We start from the raw sequence: 18,297 nt of genomic DNA on the forward strand, positions 1-18,297 counted from the left end.
TTAACGTTCCATAGGCCGGCATCCGGCGCTGCACCGGATGCCGCTTATAATGATTAGCTAGAAGTCTCGTCTTGATCTTCCTGATTTCCGTCCGCGTTTAGGGAATTACTAATCTGCGTGATATCTACCATGTCTGTTGGATTTATATTACCTTGGGCTAGAGTTCCGCCCGGGCTTAAACTTGCCGCACCAAACTCCGGTACTCCGGTCTGCCCGGCCGCCTTGATGGTTTTCTCCGCTATGGTAACTGCAGTATCGCTTGTCTTAGATCCATTCAAGCTAATACCGCTTGCGGAATTAATTACTTTGGCATCCGTTGAGATAGCTTTCCCATCCATTAGCAAATCATAAGGATTATCAAGCGGCCGCAGCAGAACATCACTGCCCAGCAGGCTTTGCGGCGGATTATTATCGGCTACAACAGTATAGTAATTATTTGTGAATTCAGTTCTGGTACCTGTACGGGTATTGCTCGCAGCAAGCTTATCAGTCTGAGCATTTATATCGGCCTTATCCGCTATAAGATTGTTGAACTGTACCCCTTGCGCCGAAAGCACGTTCACTGTAACATCTTCAGCCATTGGCTTGCTTGATCCGCTGATATCCATTTCAAGCATAGAATTGCCGGTGTGAACCACATGGTCGAGCACTACGTTATCACTGCGAATATTCATGCCGTCAGCAACGCTGGTTTCAGCAATTTGCAGGCTGCTGCCATTGATAACAGCCAGGTTAATTGATCCTGACCTATTGGACATCTTATCGGCCACAAGATTACCACTGCCAGTAATGTTAATATCATTCTGCGCTTCAGCTGTAACCGTTCCGGCGGCGGCCACCGTTACATGCTTGTCTGTTTGGCCGATACCGCCGGTTTCAGCCGTTAGGCTAATGTTATGGGCCGTAAGATTAATATCAGCCATATCACCTGCGCCGTTTAAAATATTGGCCCCGGCTTTAACAGCAATATTGCCTGCGGCAGCTTTTACGGCGTCAACCGTGAGATTTCTGCCAGCAGTAAGTTCAACCCCTTTTATTGCTGACTCAACAGTGGAAGCCACCATGTCTTTGCCCGAAATAAGATTAATTGCGCCGGGAGCTTTGATATTTTGCGCATCTAGATTTGCAGCGGAATTAAGTTTAATACTGCCTGCTGTGGTTTGTATATTATTTGCTGACATATCCTGGCCGGCACTAATATCAATATTGCCGGCAGTCGTTTTAGCTTGGCTGATATTAAGCTTAGTGCTGCTATTATTTATGTGAATATCATTTTCGGCCTCTGCGTCCAAGGCCCCTTCGTCGGCAAGGGAAATACCCAAAGCTTTGGCGCTGCTGCCAACTTGCTTGGCCTTTAACTTGAGGGATTTACTCATAATGCTGACTTTATCGTTGTCATAGTCTGACTGAATACTACCGTCTGTATCAAGACTGATATTTTCCAGCGAGTACAAAGTATCAAGTTTGATATCGCCATCTTTCCGCAGGAAGATATCTTTTGCCGCCCTAGCGGTTAGCGTTCCGTCCTGGTTCAGCTGCAGGAAAGCAGTCTCAGTGCCGATAGTTCCGTCGGCAGCCTCTAAAATGACGTTCTGCCCAATAATATTGGCGTTGCCGGCAGCACCATTTAAAATGCTCCCACCAACTTTAAGCCTGACATCTGTTCCGGCACTAATCTGGTCAAGCCGTACATCTTTTTCCGAACCAAGGTAGGCATAGTCACCGGCCACTGCATTTAACACCCCGGTTGTCTCAATATTGATCGGCTTGCGCTGAGTGACGGTAATAACGTTATTAACATTGTCCAAAACCAAATCAGCTCGTTCGGCCGCAGCCAGTGCCACCTTTTGCTCTTGTGTTAATTTGTCCGGCGTAAGCTTAGCGTCGATTGCCGGCAGGGCTATGTTAGAGCCAATCCCTTTCCCGGCAGCCAAAGTAACATCCTTGCCCTTTACATTGGGAGCTTTAATAATCGGATTAGTATCGGTAAGCTGTTTAAGCGCGCCGGGCGCTAAAGAAATGGCCAGTTCACGATCAGTCCAGCTTGCGCCTTTTAACAAGCTGTCCCGCTCGGCTTTAGTTATTGAATAGGCAAAGTCAGCATCGTATTTACCGTCGTTCCAATTCCCAACGCCTTGGGCATCAAGCTGCCGGTATTTTGCTGTTTGGCTGGCGGCAAAATCGTCCGGATTTACGTTTTGCGCACTTAAAGCTGCTTGCTCAGCATCGGTGCATATATACTGACCGTTAACAATATGGTCCTTTAACTGCCAATAGGTCTGATAGTCAGCATTTTTACCATTGACGTAGCTGGAAATGGTCTGGGCTTGCTTCTGCGCATTAGAGGCCTCACCCGCCCGCAGTTGCAGCGAATCCCAGTAGTCGGTCAATTTCTTCCAAGTCCGGGTATCAATTTGCTCTTCGGTATTATTATCAATCATTCTACCTGGAGTTGTCAGCGTAACATTACCCGTTCTTGACTCGACAGTGTCAATAAGCAAATCGCCGGCCAGATTCTTACCGTCCCACGCCTGGTTAGAAATATTAATGTCATTTAGCGCCGAGGCTTTAAGACCGTAATCGGCGTCTAGATATTTGTCTGTCGTTCCGGTTCTAATTATTAGCGGGGTACTCGCATCGCCTATTGAACCATTATTGCTGGTCAGTTCAACCCGTTGGCCGCGCACATCTGAACTAGCCGCATTGGCGATGCTGCCGTCAGCAACAAGACGAAGCGTGCCTGTATCGGCGGTGACGGTACCTAAATTAAGATTGCCAAGTACTTGGGTGACATTTACATCGCCGGCGGCAGAAACAGCATTGAGAGTATCGCCGATGATGGCTCTGACGTTTTGGGCGCTGCTGCCTATATTGCCGTCGGCCCTGAGGTCAAGGAGTTCGGTGGTTATCAGGGCGGAACTGTCACTTTGGATAATATCTTGAGTGGCCGCTATGCTGGTAACGCCTTCCTTGTTGCTGATAGCACCTTTTAGCCGTATATTGCCTGTATTAGTGCCGCCAACGTTAACCTCTCCGCTATCATAGCCAAAAAATTCGATGCCGATAGGGTTATCAGCCTTAACTGAATAGGTTCTAATATCCTTTTTCGGCGTGGTAATCGAATAATCCTGATGGTAGGTACCGGTTATACCAACCGTATACCAGTCCCGGGTCGTCCTTTCTTTAATTAGATGGTACTCACCCTTCCCTGTGTCTATGGTTTTTTTATTGGTAGCATAGTAGGGATTACCCGAAGCAGTAAATGGTCTGCCGTTTGACAAATAAATACCGTTGGCTAGAGGGGTCGGCACCCCGGGATTGCTGCTAGTAGGCTTGCCCTTTGGTGTTTCTCCCGATTTATAGGTATAGCCGAAAACATCCTTTGATTCAAAATGGTAGTTCTGAGTAACAGAATAGTCCTGTCCTGTCGTCCAGTTATAGTACAGACCGCTTTTGGGATTATAGTTCAAAGTAGAGCGATCATTTTCTGTGCTGATAATGTTTGGTTCTACAGCTTCTCCGTTCCGCTCAACTTTAACCTCTCCCCGGGTACTTGTATAGCGGGTATGAATTGCCGTTCCGGCGCTATCTTGAATGTCGGTAATATCGATAATGCCTGCTGTGCCTTCACCGGTATTAAGATTGTTAAGCATGATATCCTTACCGGAATTATTGGTGATTGTAATTTTTCCATAGCCATCGAGAGCCTGGACTTTGCCGGTATTCGCGCCGTCCCAGGCGGTGTTTATAATCTGCCCGTACAGTTGGACATAGCCGCCATGCACTTCGACGCCGCTGATTTCAAATCTGTCATTACCGGCATCATAACTGACATAGCCGGCTTCGGCAATATTACCGGGATAACCGGAAACCGGATCAGGCGCTAGCTTGTAAAAACCCGTACCGCCATTATTACGATAATCCTCCCGCGCTTCAGTTAAGGTCTTTGCTTGATCATTGACCAAAACTTTCACATCACTATCAAGCTGCAAGTCCCAATCAGCGATGCCGCTTTTGATGAGACCGTTGATATTAAGGTAGCGGGCACTGATGAAGATATTGCCATTGGCTGTGATACCGCCCGGGCGCAGACCATTATGTTTATCTTTGTCGTTATAGAGCTTTTCCGGATCGCCCCCAATATGGTTAAAGCCATCAACATAGCTCTGGACAAAGTCACCATTATTGGCTTTAATATCGACGGTACCCGCGTTGATGGAGCCATTGGCATAGATACTGCCGTAAGCGCTATGTATTGTGACCGGACCGTTGACATTTGATATCACGCTGCCTTGAGCCAGAGTAATGTCGGGCGCAACGCCAAGCGCGACTGATCCTTGAATTTCGCCCTTGGCATTATATAGCGGTTTCTTATTGGCAGGCGCATTAGGATCAAAAGTACTGGTTATGGTAATAGCTGGCTTATCTGTATCGGCTTTGGTTGTAACGTCGAAATTCGCGCCGGATTTACCGGTATTAAATGCATTAATTGCATCATTATTTTTTACAGAAGCGCCGTTAAACAAAATCGACCCGCCATCCCGGACAATCAGATTATTAACAGTCAGAAACGCCGGACTGTTGTTGGTAATGGTAATCTTGGCATCGCCGGGAGCAAATAGTGTCCCGCTGCCTGTAAGATTATCAGCTTTTACTTTTATATCGCCCAATTTAGCTGTAATCGGGTTAACAGTAATAAAATCAGCGGTCGGGCCAGTCGGAGCTTTGTCCGATAACGCATTAGGATCGGAAGCTGGGAGACTAAGCAATGTTTCAAGATCGGCAATACTTAGAGCAAGTTTTGTCTGTTGGTCAGTTAATTCTGTTAGTTTGCCTTTCTCGGTGTCATATGCGGCCTGGACGGTCGCAAAGTCAATATCAGGGTTCCAGTTACTATTCTCATTTGTAATAGCGGCTTTAGCCTCTGCCAAAGCATCATAGTACTCTATCGCCTGCTCATATTTAGCAATCAGAGGATTTCCTGCCGGCAATTGCGACTTTTTGTATTCGGCGTCAGCTCTATCTGACGGTATTTGCTCCGCAGTAAAGTTACTTATATCGTTGATATATCCGGTAAGGTCATTGTTGGCCGTATCCCGAGCCTGCACCAAATCGCGGTACTTTTCAGCAGTTTCTATAATCGACGGTTGCACTGCCACGGCTGCGTCGACTGATGTCTTATAACCTTGCATCTCAGTCAGCGAAGCCTCAGCCTCTGCTTTCGGGCTTAGCGCCCCTGTGCCGGCGCTAAGCCCTGGAACAAAGACTTTTTTGCCGCCGACGGTATTCCATGAAGCTAAACCCATGGCTACCATTTTTTCCTGCAGAAAGAGGATTTCGGCATCATATGCGCCGGTAGCGGCTGGATCACCCGCATAAGCAGCTTTTAGTTTATATAATTGATTCATCCGGTCAGTCATACTTTCGGCAATAGCCTTGCTATGTTCAGTTGTATGAGTCTTGCCTTCACCGGCAATGGTCGCCGGATCTACAACCCAGCGCCAGCGCTTGATGCCGTCGCCATCGGTATATTCTTGATAACTGCCGCCAAAAGTAAGCTCATGCACCCTTCTAATCCCAGTCTCAACCTTGCCGTTAACAACGACATTGGCTGTGCCTTTGACCGAACTGGAGCCGCCTCTAATGTCTAAGTTTACTTCGCCGCCGCCGAATAGCTCGCTGATTGCGCTGCCCAACTCAGCCAAGGCTTCACGATAAAGGTCCTTGCCGACACCGGTGTACGTCGCGCTAATCTTGCCTTTGTCGGCTGTAAGATAAACATCCTGGCCGCTGCCGATAACTGAGTCTTTCTGAATGTTAAGACTGCTATTGCTAGTTACATTTGCTTGCGGATTTGGCTTTGAATTAATCGGAAAAACCGTCTTATTCCATAAGTTCACTGCGGCATTAGCCCTGATTGTACCAACATTGCCTGTTGTATCCTGGCCTGCTGCCAATACTATATCGTCGTCATCAGTTGTTAATCCGGCATTTGGCTTAATAGTCACAGTATTGTTGCCGTTATAATTACTATAAGCTGTGCCGGCCGGTGCCCCTGCCGCGCCGTATACATCAACAGCCACACGGTTATCCAAATCGGCGCTGCCTTTAGTGCCTGCTTTAATTGTTCCGTTTTTACTATAAATCTGAGCTGTATCGCCAATGGTAACTTTGGTATCGGCTTCTGCGTTAATTCGACTGTCGACTACTGCCGCGCTTATTGCTCCCCCGGTATTAATACGGGCTTTATCATGGACTGTAATATCACTGCTGGCATCTGCGGCAAATGAACCCTTGCTTGTATCGGTTCCGGCAGTTATGCTCGCTCCTGTTCCTACAGTTACGGCCGTATCGTGTTTAACATTGACCCGTTCTGCCACTGCCGCGCCGGATATCGCCCCGCCGCCCGCAGCCGAAATATTCCACGCCGCATCATCGCCGTTTCCTGCGCCTAACCAATCTTTACGGGATATATTCTCAGCCCGCAGGTTGACATCATGGTCTGTCGTTATATCAGCTTTACCGACATCAACCAGAACATCAGTATCAACAGTATGGTTTACTACTACCCCGCTGGCCCCGACAGCAGATGCATATGTACTGTCGGCCTTGCCGTTGAACAATGCTGTATGCATTGCATTAACATTCAGACCGTCTGCCGAAATTTGAGCCGCTTCATCAATATAAGCCTTGGTTGTACCTTTGGTATTAGTCGTCACCACTGCTGCCGAACCTGCCAATACACCGCCCACGCCGGTTTTCGCTTCGGCAAAGTTATCATCTTTACCTGTTGCCGTTACACTGACAATACCGCTCTTAAGCTGCTGATTGTAAGAATCTTTGCCGCCGTTGATTGTTACGTCTTTGTCGAAATAAGCTGTTACATTATTATTTGAGGAAGCGCTGGCCGCGTTAGCGCCTGCGGCGTAATAACCGGCCGCAACTGCTGTTGCCTTGCTGTCTTGCTTGGTATCGGCGTTGGCTTTAACATTCACCGCATTAGTGACTGTAAGCTTACTGTTCTGGCCGACTGAGCCAGTAACATCAGCCGCAAGGTTTGTCTTGCTGACCGTAGCATTGACTCCTACCAGAAGTCCGCCGCCTGCGGCAATGGCCACTGCCTCACCGGTATTTCTGTCAGGCTGACGCAATAACTGTGCCTCTACCGTAAGACTATCAGCAGTCAGTGTATTGTTTCGTCCAACCGCTGCCGAAATTACCGGCGTAATTTCGGTAATGGCTGTCGACGCCCCAACAGCGACACCGCCGGCATTAATACCTGTTGAGTTAGCCTTGCCCTTTGGGTTAGCGTTGGCATTAATCAAGACTTGGCCGGTAGTTGAAATTTTTGCATCTTGACCGGTATAAGCCTTAACCTCCGGGTTGACTTTGGCCGACGTAACAATTCCTTGGGCGGCGATTCCGCCAACAGCACCGCCACGAGCCGTTGCTGCAGCATTCTCAGCATTTCCTTGTCTTGATTGTTTAGCTCTTATTGTTAAAGAACCAACCGTTTTACCGCTTTCTTGTCCGATTTCTACGCCCTCGCCCACAAATGCTTCACTGCCGCCCGAGGACTCGGCAATAGCAATCGATGCGCCTAATGCGCCAATACCACCGCTGATGACAGTCGCATCAGCCGTTACTTTCGGCGTAGATTCCGCCGAAATATTTATTGCATCTGCTTGTTGAATGGCCATATTGGGACCAATAAAGGCTTTGGTATTACTGGAATCCTTCATGTTAACGACACCGGCACCGCCGGCGAAAGAACCGACTGCCGGCGCAATAACATCGCCAGTTAAGTTGGTATCAGTGTCTGCGGAAATATCAATATTACCACTGACTAAAATAGTATTATCGTTGTTAGCTGTAGCATTGCCCAGATAAGCGGTAGTGTCACCGTCTACCGTACCGTTTACTACTGCACCTGATAAAGCCAAACCGATGTAAGCTGCAGCTCCGCCTATCGCCTGCCCTTTCAAATTGTGAGCGCCGGTCGCGTTGACACTAAGATTGGCTGCTGTAAGTTTGGCTATATTATCAAGATAAGCGGCAGCCGCGCTGTCATCTTTTATGAAAACACCCGACCCGGCCAAAGCAGTGCTCATACCTGCCGATCCGGCCAGCGCTTTTACATCAAAACCTGTGCTCAAACTGCCATTTATCAAAACGTCCTGCCCGGCAGTAATTTCTGTTCCGCTGCCTACATGTGCATCGGCCCTGTTATCAGCCGCCACCACACTTACAGCACCGCCAACCGCCACTCCGGCCAGCGCTGCCGCCCCCACCTTGCTGTTGAAAGTCAGATTGTCCGCGGCGTTAACAGCAAGGTTTTTACCGACATTTATTTTGGCATTAGTGCCGGTAAAAGCAGCCGTGCCCCCTGGCACTGCTGTAGTATTTTCTACTGCTTGGGTAAGATTAATGGTTTGCTGTCTTTGGCTCAATACAGACGCCGCCTCATGAGCATTTTCATTATCATAGGATTGCATTAGCTTACTGTATTTATCGGTTCTGAGCTGACCGTCTACATAGCCTTGGACATTATCTTCATTGGGGTTTTTAGCATCGGCGCTGTCTTTCTTAGCGGTTAAACTGCTTTGCGCGTCGCTGCTAAGGTTAGTGCCTAAAGCGTATACCGAAACACTGCCGGCCACACCGACACCGCCGCCGGATAGACTGGCCACATTACTTGAAATATCTTTATCAGCAAGCGCTGTAAGGGCAAAGTTGTCTTTTGCGTTAAGTTGAGCGTTATTGCCAAGGTATGCGGCAGTGTCGCTCTGCACAATGCCGATATCAACCCCGCCGCTCACGCCTACTGCCCCACCGCCGGCCGCCCCGCTAACCGACAAGATGGAAACATCGTTAACCGCTGCTACGTTTACACTCTGTTTAGCCCCGGCAGCAGCTTGATCTAAGGTATTGATTTTTGCATTTTCAGCAATGTATGCCTGTGTCGTGGATTTATCAATATTAACAGCTGCCGAACCGGCTACGCCGGCATAAAGACCGCCGCCCCCGCTGGCGACAACATCAGTAATTTTTTCACTGCTTTGCGCCAAGACCGACATTCCACTTATTTTACTTTTCTTCCTATTGCCGCTGCCGTCATATTCTCCGGTATAAACTTCAAGCCTGTCGTCACTGGATTGGGCGCCGGCGTCCACAGTTGCACTATCGCCAATATAAGCTGCCGTATCTTTATTGATTACTGTCGCGCTGACAGAACCGCCGACTCCGGCGGTGCCTATACCAATGCCGGCTCCGCCGGCCACGCTGATTACACTAGTATCGTCCTGAGCGTTGACCGCAAGATTGTTTTTGGCTTCAACCACAGCTTGATCGCCGATATAGGCCTTGGTTTCATTTGTTATTATATTAGCGCCTACCGCTCCGGCCACTCCGACTTCACCACTGGCCCCAAGCGCAGCAGCAACCGATATGGCTTCTTCCTTCGCCGCAGCTTTAACGTCAATATCTTTTTTCGCCGCTACCTTAGCGCCGTTATCAATGTAGGCTTTAGTTGTATTATTCAGAATGGCCACGTCGGCACCGGCACCAACGCCGGCCGCACCAATACCGGCAGCGCCGGCTCCACCTATGCCAAGATTAAAGTAATCACTGCCGGCTGCAACCAATACCGACTGACTGTCAGTTCCGCCGCTCTGGTTTACTGCGGCATTTTTGCCGATAGACGCGGCAGTTGTATTATCGACTACGTTTACACTTGCTGAACCGGTCACCGCCACTTTGCCGGAAGCACTCGCCCCGACCGCTACACTTCTAATTGTATTCTGGCTGGTTGCGGAAACTGCAACCCCCTTAACGGCAGTCGCTGCGGCATCTGCTTTTCGCTCCTTGGTAATAGCACGGTCATCAATACTGCCATTGCCGTTCGTCGAAACGGTTGGTGCTTTAAAACTGTCTTGGCCGTAATCTTCATAACTGACAGTAAAAGTACCATTCTCTACATCTACGCCGGCCCCCTGACCATTTGCCTCTACTACAGCGTAATCACCGAGATAGGCGGCGGTATTTTTCGTTACAACATTTGTATCAACTGACGCGCCAATACCGGCATTACCGCCGTAGGCCGCCGAACCGGCGATAAGATTTATCGTACTGTCATCTTTAGCTATTACCGCCACATTACCGTCAGCAGTTACATTAGCATGAGTCTTATCGGTATCACCGGCTCGGCCGATATAGGCGGCTGTATCCGTTTTCATTATATGAATATTGGCCGCCCCGGCAATGCCGGCGCTGTTGCCGCCAGCTGCTCCGCCGGCATAAGAATTTATATTTTCCTGTGAATCCGCCCTCACAATGACATTATTCTTGGCCTTGACATCAGCGCCGGTATCAATATAAGCCTCTGTATCGGTTGTAATTACTTCGGTGCTGACACCTGCGCCAACGCCGGCTGTTTTGCCGATAGCCAAAGCCCCGGCCAAACCGGTAACATTGGTGGTATTGGCTGCAGCCACCCTGATACTTTGCGCCGCACCCGCCCCTGTATTGTTGCCGTTAATAACTGAGTTTTTGCCGATATACGCCTTATTTTGGTGATCCAGAACATTAACTACGGCTGAACCGGCAATACCGGCATTGCCGCCGCCCGCGCCGCCGGCGGCAATTGTCTCTACTTCTTGCTCGGATTTTGCCGATACTGCCAGCCCGGCAGTTGTTATCCCGTCAACTGCAATGCCGGCATTTTGCCCCAGCGCCGTAATTTGAGTATTGTCGCCGATAGCGGCACTGACAACATTATTAGTTACCAATACCGATGTTGAAGCTCCAATCCCAACGCCGCTGCCGCCGGCAGCCACTGCCCCGGCACCGGCTATCGAAGTCACGGCAGCGGTGTCGCTAGCAGCAACGGCTACGCTGCCTTTGGTATCAACTGCTGCACTTTCCGCCTTACCGCCGGAAATATACGCTTTTGTCGTATTCTTTAGGGCGTTTCCTGATGCTGAGAAAGCTCCGGCCATGGAACCGCGACTTGCACCGACAGCGGCGGTTACTGCTGTGATTACACTCTCCTCTTCAGCCGTTACACTAATATCGCTATCATTACTTGTACCGACAACTTTCGAATTATTAATATAGGCTTCGGTAGTATTGTCCATCAAGTTTGCGGCAATCGAGGCCCCGAATCCCGCAGCGCCGCCATAGGCCACAGCGCCGCCCACCGCGATAATATCAGCGCTGTCCTTTGCAACTGCCGTCATATCATTGGCCGTTGTTATCACTGCATTATCGACATAGGCCGCAGTTGTATTGTCCATCATATTTAGACTAACCTGACCGGCAATGGCTTTGCCGCTTGGCGCAACCCCGCCGCTGGCCGCAATACTGACGATATCAGCATCGTTCGTGGCTTTTAAAGCTAAACCTTCCCCTGAGGCAGTTCCTGTTACTTCAAGCGAGGCATTCTTGACATAGGCCTCGGTAGTTTCATTTACTTTATTGAGCATAAAGGCGCCCGCCAGCCCTTTGGAGTTGGGATCGGCATTGGCGGCAATTGCGACAGCGCCGGATAGCGCATAGATTCCGGAATCATTTTTGGCCTCAATGTTGCTGGTTTTCGCCTTGACTTTGCCGGCTGTTTCACCGCCAACAAAAGCTACCGCTTTTTCATCAGTAATATTAATTGAAACATTGCCGGCCGTGCTAATTCCAGATTGCGGCTTATCCCCGCCAGTATCCTTAGAAGCAAGATCAGGCAGCTCACTTTCAATCTTGGCGAGCGGATTAGAGGCGTCTGAAGCATCCTCCTCCGCAAATAAATAGCGGATAAATTCAATCGGATCCTTATCTTCTTCGTTAGGTTTGGGCTCCGGCGGTTTATCGGCCGTAACACTGCCGGCCAGCGACACGGTAGCAATGCCACCAGTATTTTCGGCAGTGACATTAAGGCTATCGCCGGCGGTAAGATTTCCGCTAACCGAAGCCTTAGTATCCCGCGAAATATCGTTATACGCGATGGAAACGCCGACCCCGACACTGCTGCTCTCGGTTACCCCGCCGGCGGCGTCGATATTATAGATATTGTCAGCAGCATCGATGGTTATATCACCTGCAGCTGTAATATCATCAGCATCGATAACTTGTGCATAGGTAGTATTATTAATGATATTTGCAGTAGCCGTGCCATTAAACCCGATATCCGCCGCCTTACCGCCGGCCGCTCCAAGTGAAATATTTTTTACAGTGGTATCAGCATCAACCGTTAAATCATTAGCTTTTACTTTAGCGCCTTCATCAATATACGCTTTAGTTGTATTGTCTTCTAAAGTGACCAGTACTGACCCGCCAACACCCGTTCCGCCGCTGGTATTGCCAAAGGCGCTCAGCATGGGATCAGTTTTGTCTCGGGCCGCCTGGATTAAATCATCAAGCGGGGTTTTTAGCATGCCGGAAAGATCAAGCGTGGCAATATCGGTCTTAGCTGTTACACTTACGTCATTTTTCCCATGGTCACTGTTAAATGTATCATCCTGGTTAATCATTGCGCCTTTGCCGATATAGGCATTGCTCTTGTTATTAAAATTCATAATATCTACTGAGGCCGATCCGGTGCCTTTATCACCGTTACTGCTGGCTTGCGCCCAGCTGGTGAACATGGCCTTGTCCAGACCCAGGTTAGAACTCAGAAAGGCATTGGAGAGATTTGTTGTAAGCTTGTCGAAATCTTTCCAGTTGTTTTCAAACGGAATTTTAACATTGGAGTCAATGGTCAGTTTCTGCTTGGTATCTACTATGGCATTGTCGCCGATATAGGCATCGGCAGTGTTATTATATTGACCGTAAATGACAGCAGCCGAAACACCGGCCGCTTTTTTATTGGCATCGGTCGGATGGTTTAGGACATTATTCTCTTCCCGCTGCTTTTGCTGAGCAATGGCCGCTGTTCTTATAATATCGGTTACTTCCGAAGTTACCGATATGTCGCCCTGAGACTTAACCGCATTCGTTCCTTTACTGGTAATTTTGGCAGTGGCATCGTCTTCAGACAGCGTAACAGCGATTGCCCCCGTAATTCCGACTGACGGCGGCACTTTTTTAGGCGGTTTGCCTAATCCTAACTTATCTTTTACCCAAACGCCAAACGAATTTGATATCCAATCAACCGCTAAATCAAGTCCTGAACCTGGTTCGCCGTCACCCACACTGGCCTCAGACCAAGTATTGTTATTCAGGGTGTCAACCTTAGCATCAACTGCAACCTTACCGGCATCAACATTGCCGGCAATTTCAGCAGTAGCGTTCACGTCCGATTTATTAATAGCAACACCTGCCGAAAAATACCCGCCGGCCGCCGAGGCCGAGGCCGAAACAGTCATATCCTTTACACTGCCGGCCGTCACGTTTAATGCTCCTCCGGCATCAACGCTTGATCCCGCCTCGGTTACTGCCGAAGCATTGGACTTCATATCGGCATAGGTTACCAGCATATTGAGCGGCGTCAAACCTGCTACAACTGGTATAGCCTTGGTGCTCATAGTTATCTTGTTCTTGGTTGCGGCCGATACATCAACATTATTGCCGGCGATAATTTCAGCGCCGCTCTTGACAGTAGTTAACGCTTGCGCATCGGAAATAGCAACTCCTGCTCCCCCGAAAACTGAGAACAGCATCGACTCGACTGCCGATGTTGCCGCCGTGCTGACCTGCACATCCTTGTCGGCCACAAGTTTTGCCTTGTCATCAAGTGTTACTTCGGCTTTGGCATGAACATTACTGACCGACGCACCAACCCGCAAATTACCCAAGGTGCTTACCAGTGTATCACCGATACTGCTGCCGCTGTTTTTTAAGTCGTCCAAAGAATCATTGTTCTTAGCATCATTAACATCCTCCAGTTCATCAAAGGTCGGGCTATCGGCAGCATCATTTTTAGCGATTGCTTGGAGGCTGATATTGTTGCCTTTAATAGCTGCCTCTTTTACCGTTACAGTTGCATCCGGCCCCGTCATGGCCCAGGCAAACAGCTTGTCCTGACTGGAGGCAATAATTGATACATCGCCGCCGGTATCGGCTGCGCCCGTTCCGGCAGCATCAATAACTGACTTATTTATATTAATATCAGCTTTATCTTTGTACGTTGTGTGATTGACGGCCAGACTTACATTCCCCGCCTTACCTACGCCGGTTGCCGTACCGTTTTTTATATTCTCTAAAGTGCTGTCCTCAGCAACCTGCCGCGTTGACAGCAAAGCATTATCAACTTTAATACTGTCTGTGGCTTTGACCTCAAGACTCGCCCCGCCGGTCAGGATATTGCCGCCCAGCTTGACTGAAGGAGCAGTAATTCGGACCGCATCACTGCCTGAAGTCGAGTGAGCGCTGATAGTCCCCGAATTTTCAAAATTGTCATCTGCCGTAATAACGATATTGCCGTTTTCGACAGCTAGCTTTGTTCCATATTGCAAATCATTTGCATTTACGATATCAGAGAAGTCCACGACACTTGAATCATGGGTAAACGCTGCGCCGGTCTGAATAACACCACTGTTTTTCACTGTATTGCCCAGCAGCGTTGCCCCGGTTACGGTATTGATTTTTCCCTGGATAGTGATATCGCCGCTGGCTGAACCTTCCAGAATGCTTGCAATCGACTTTTCGGTATCTATTTGCTTTCCAATGCTTGAAGTACTAAATGTTAAATTCCCCACATTAACTACGCCGGTAGACCCAACCATAATCCCGCTAGGGTTAAGCAGATATACATTGCCGCCAATTTGACCGTTTTTTATCCCGTTGAGCATACCATCAATATTTGAGGCGTTTCCGCCGGTTACATAATTAAGCAGATTATCGGCCGTCATAGTATTGGCCAAATTTGAAAAGTGCAGGTTTACAATATCTCCCTGCGACACTGAAAAATCTTTGAAGGAATTAAAAGCGTTTTTGCCATTGGAACTAAAGGTATTGGTATGAATATTAGTAATGTTGCCGTTTATGTCGACTTGGGTGGCTGTTCTGTTATCAATGGTGATATTGCTGGCATACGCACTGCCAAGGCCTATATTGCTAAGCAATTGCAATACGGCCACACTTGCAGCAACCTGTTTAGCCAAACTCTTCCGTTTGGCTGAAATGTCGGCAACAACTTTGCCGCTAGCCTTCTTTGGCCCACGGCGTCTTATATTAATCGGCGCTGTTTTCTGCCAAACAGGCTTGTCCCGTCCCCAGGCACGCCGCCACGATCTTTGAATACCAGCCATTTTCTTTTCTCCTCCTCACCATACATTAAAGTCCTTCCAGTACGACACAATCTACCTGCTAGCCATTTCCATTAGCTCGCTGATACCTATCGAAATCCCGCCCGACCACAAAATAGCCCGACCATCAGTTTTTGGCGCCATGAACAATTCCATATTTCTCAGGTTGGAAAAACGAGCCGTTTGCAGCTTGTCTTTCATATCAATTTTTATCGAATGATTGTTGTCAAAATAAGCCGTAATATACTGCCTATTGTCAGGCACAACTCTTAATATTTTCATTTTAAGCATTCCTTTCGTCTCCATTTTGGCCAATGTTGATTAGTTGGAATAATTCAAAAAAAAAGAAACAACTAGCTAACTTTATAATAAAGTCAAATAGTTGTTTCAGAATACTATCCAAAAGTATACTTTTCCCAGTTTCACCCTTTTTTTTGCTCAGTAAATAGTCGTACAAGAACTGCCCGGCTGCCAATGCCTAATTTAGCGTATATTTTCTGGAGAGCCTTTTTAACAGTTACTTCGGCGATACTAAGCTTGGTGGCAATAATGTGATTGGATAATCCCTGGGCTACAAGTTCAGCAATTTCCAGTTCTCTTGCCGTAAGCCTAGTGATACCGAAGTGTTGCTCGATGTTTGCTATCATTCCTTCTACGTTCTTACTTACAGAAGCATAAACTTTTCTGACATGACCAATAAATTCGACACAATTGCCGTCTTGCGCTAAATCGATAAGAATATTGCTGATGTAGTCCCCATTTTCAACAAAAGGCATAATTAATTGATCGGGAGCCGCAATATCAATTGCTTTTTTAAGTGCTGCTTGCCCTTCCTGGTAATGATTTAGTCGATAGTGGGCTGCCGCCATATAGATATAAGTATACACATGCCCTAATAGATGAGGAAAAACGCTGGCAATACTAATAAACTGTGTAGCAATGCCAAGCAGTTTTGTATATTCACCTTTCAGCAATAACCCTCTGCCATAGATAATGTTAAAAAAGGCATAACAAGGATAATGCAGCCGGCTTTCCTGTAACTGGCCATGCAAAATCCAATTGGGAATCTTATATGCTTGACCAAGGCATGAATATATATACCCTTCACACATATCCACCAGATCGACATACATATACTTTCTATTTTTCTTAACTTCTGACCGCATCTGCTGCAAAACATCCAAGGCCGAAGATAAATCTCCCTTAATCAAAGCCAGCCGGATTTGCAGAAACATTGCACAAAGCATGATACCCAGCTGCTGATGGCAGCCTGCTATATACATCGCTTTATGATTGTTAATTTCAGCGTTTTCAAAGTCTCCGCAATAATAATAACGCTCTGCCTGCATAACATAATCGCCGCCCGCTCCATGACCGGCTGTTATCTGACAATAACGATGGATAAGCTCCATAATCTGCTGTGCTTGTTTCTCAAGTTCGCCGCTGCAGCGATAAAATAGATAGAGTATAGACGGCGCACCAAAGTTCCAGGCAGAATTACTATTGAAAATCCGGGAAGGGCCTTTCAATAATTGACTGGCTTGGGAAGCCTGTTCGGCCATAGCATTTAAATCATTATATCTTGTAAACATATTTGAAAATGCCAGTTCTCCCAATAGCCAGTTCCTTTTTTCTTCGTCCTGAATACTGCCGATATCCTCAATAAGCTCCTTGTACTGTACGGTATATAACTCTTTTTCATTAAACAAAAATAACTTTGAAACATAAAACAAAACCGCCAGCGGATGTTGTCTTTTTATTGCCGTTGGGCATTCGGCAAAATATCTAAGCAACATTTCTCTATGGCTATTATTAATACTTTCGCCTCTATCAAGCTCAAATACCGTTAATAGCTTGTCAAAATCAGCGGCTTTATAAAAATAATGCATAGCGTTTATATAATCACGAACACTTAAATACCATTCTCCCGCCATCGCATAAATCGATCGCTGCTTCTTCTCCTCTTGCCTATCCAGTAAGTCCCGCAGAAAACTGGTAAAAACATTATGAATCTGATAGGTCTTGCTAACATTATCATATGTTGTAAAGGCATTTTTAGCGACAAGCTGGCATAACAAAACCTCGGCATTATCCTTATTCCACATGGCTTTAGCCTGCTTTAAGCTAAAGCTGTCAAAGATACACACAACTTCCAAAAAAGCCTTTAACTCCGGAGAGCAATTACGATAAACGACCTTTTCAATAAGTTCATGAAGAGTGGCCTGACACTCAATCCGCCCTTCCTGCATAATACTTAACATGCAAAGATATAAGGCGCTGACCCAGCCTTCGGTATAAGCATAGAGCGCGGATGCTTCCTGTTGCTTTAGCTGTACACCGCAAAGCTTATAATATTCAATAATTTCATCTTGAGTAAACTCAAAATTACGCTTATCAATTAAATAGCAATAGCCTTTGAGCATCAGTTCTGCAGTATTTTCACTAAACATCTCTCGGGAAATTACTATGATATGCAGATTAGGATGAGCCTTTTTTATTAGACATTCAAAAAACTTATCAATACTTTCGCATGACAATAGATGGTAATCGTCTATAACAATTACCGTCTTGCGGGAAAAGACTAGCCCAGTAATAAGGTCCAAGGATTCTTCCCTGCAAATACTGCTAGTAGGCGCGCCCAAATCAATCAGACTAATTGCACATTGATTATTGAGCTTGGCGATTAAACGACAAAAACCGTTCCAAAATCCACTTATTGAGTCGTCTGCTACCGTTTGCCATAAAACTTTAGCTTTACAGTTTTTTAAATATTCTCTTACAGCCGTTGTTTTGCCGTAGCCCATCGGGGCTTCTATAACAGTTAAAGGATATTCCCAAACCTTTTCGAGTGCTTTTCGAATTGGCTTACGGATGTATAGAGCCTTTGGATTATATGTTGACATACTGCTACCTCCTAGGAGCATACCTCTTCGCGCATCTAGGGGTTTAACTTAAATTTGCTATATTTTATCACAAATTATGGTTTATTGAAATATTTCCTTTAAAATCCAAAAATATTTTTTGCTAATAAAAATACCCGACACAGGCAATGCCGTATCGGGTA

Annotated in this window: 3 protein-coding genes; all 3 read right to left on the bottom strand. The window is 47.1% G+C overall.

All coding sequences use genetic code 11. The features are described from left to right. Positions 1-53: 53 nt before the first annotated feature. The 3 genes from GX348_05205 to GX348_05215 all read right to left on the bottom strand — a co-directional run bounded on the left by GX348_05205 (position 54) and on the right by GX348_05215 (position 18,136). Complete coding sequence (locus GX348_05205) at positions 54-15,236, bottom strand: leukotoxin LktA family filamentous adhesin (protein NLP41587.1); 15,183 nt, start codon at positions 15,234-15,236, stop codon at positions 54-56. Positions 15,237-15,287: 51 nt separating this feature from the next. Continuing rightward, positions 15,288-15,539, bottom strand: coding sequence for a DUF2442 domain-containing protein (locus GX348_05210; protein NLP41588.1), 252 nt, complete (start codon positions 15,537-15,539; stop codon positions 15,288-15,290). 116 nt (positions 15,540-15,655) lie between these two features. Beyond that, positions 15,656-18,136: a helix-turn-helix transcriptional regulator gene (locus GX348_05215; protein NLP41589.1), complete on the bottom strand. Its 2,481-nt coding sequence runs from the start codon at positions 18,134-18,136 to the stop codon at positions 15,656-15,658. Between the last annotated feature and the right edge of the window lie 161 nt (positions 18,137-18,297).

Source organism: Veillonellaceae bacterium, assembly GCA_012523975.1.
Classification (GTDB): Bacteria; Bacillota; Negativicutes; order JAAYSF01; family JAAYSF01; genus JAAYSF01.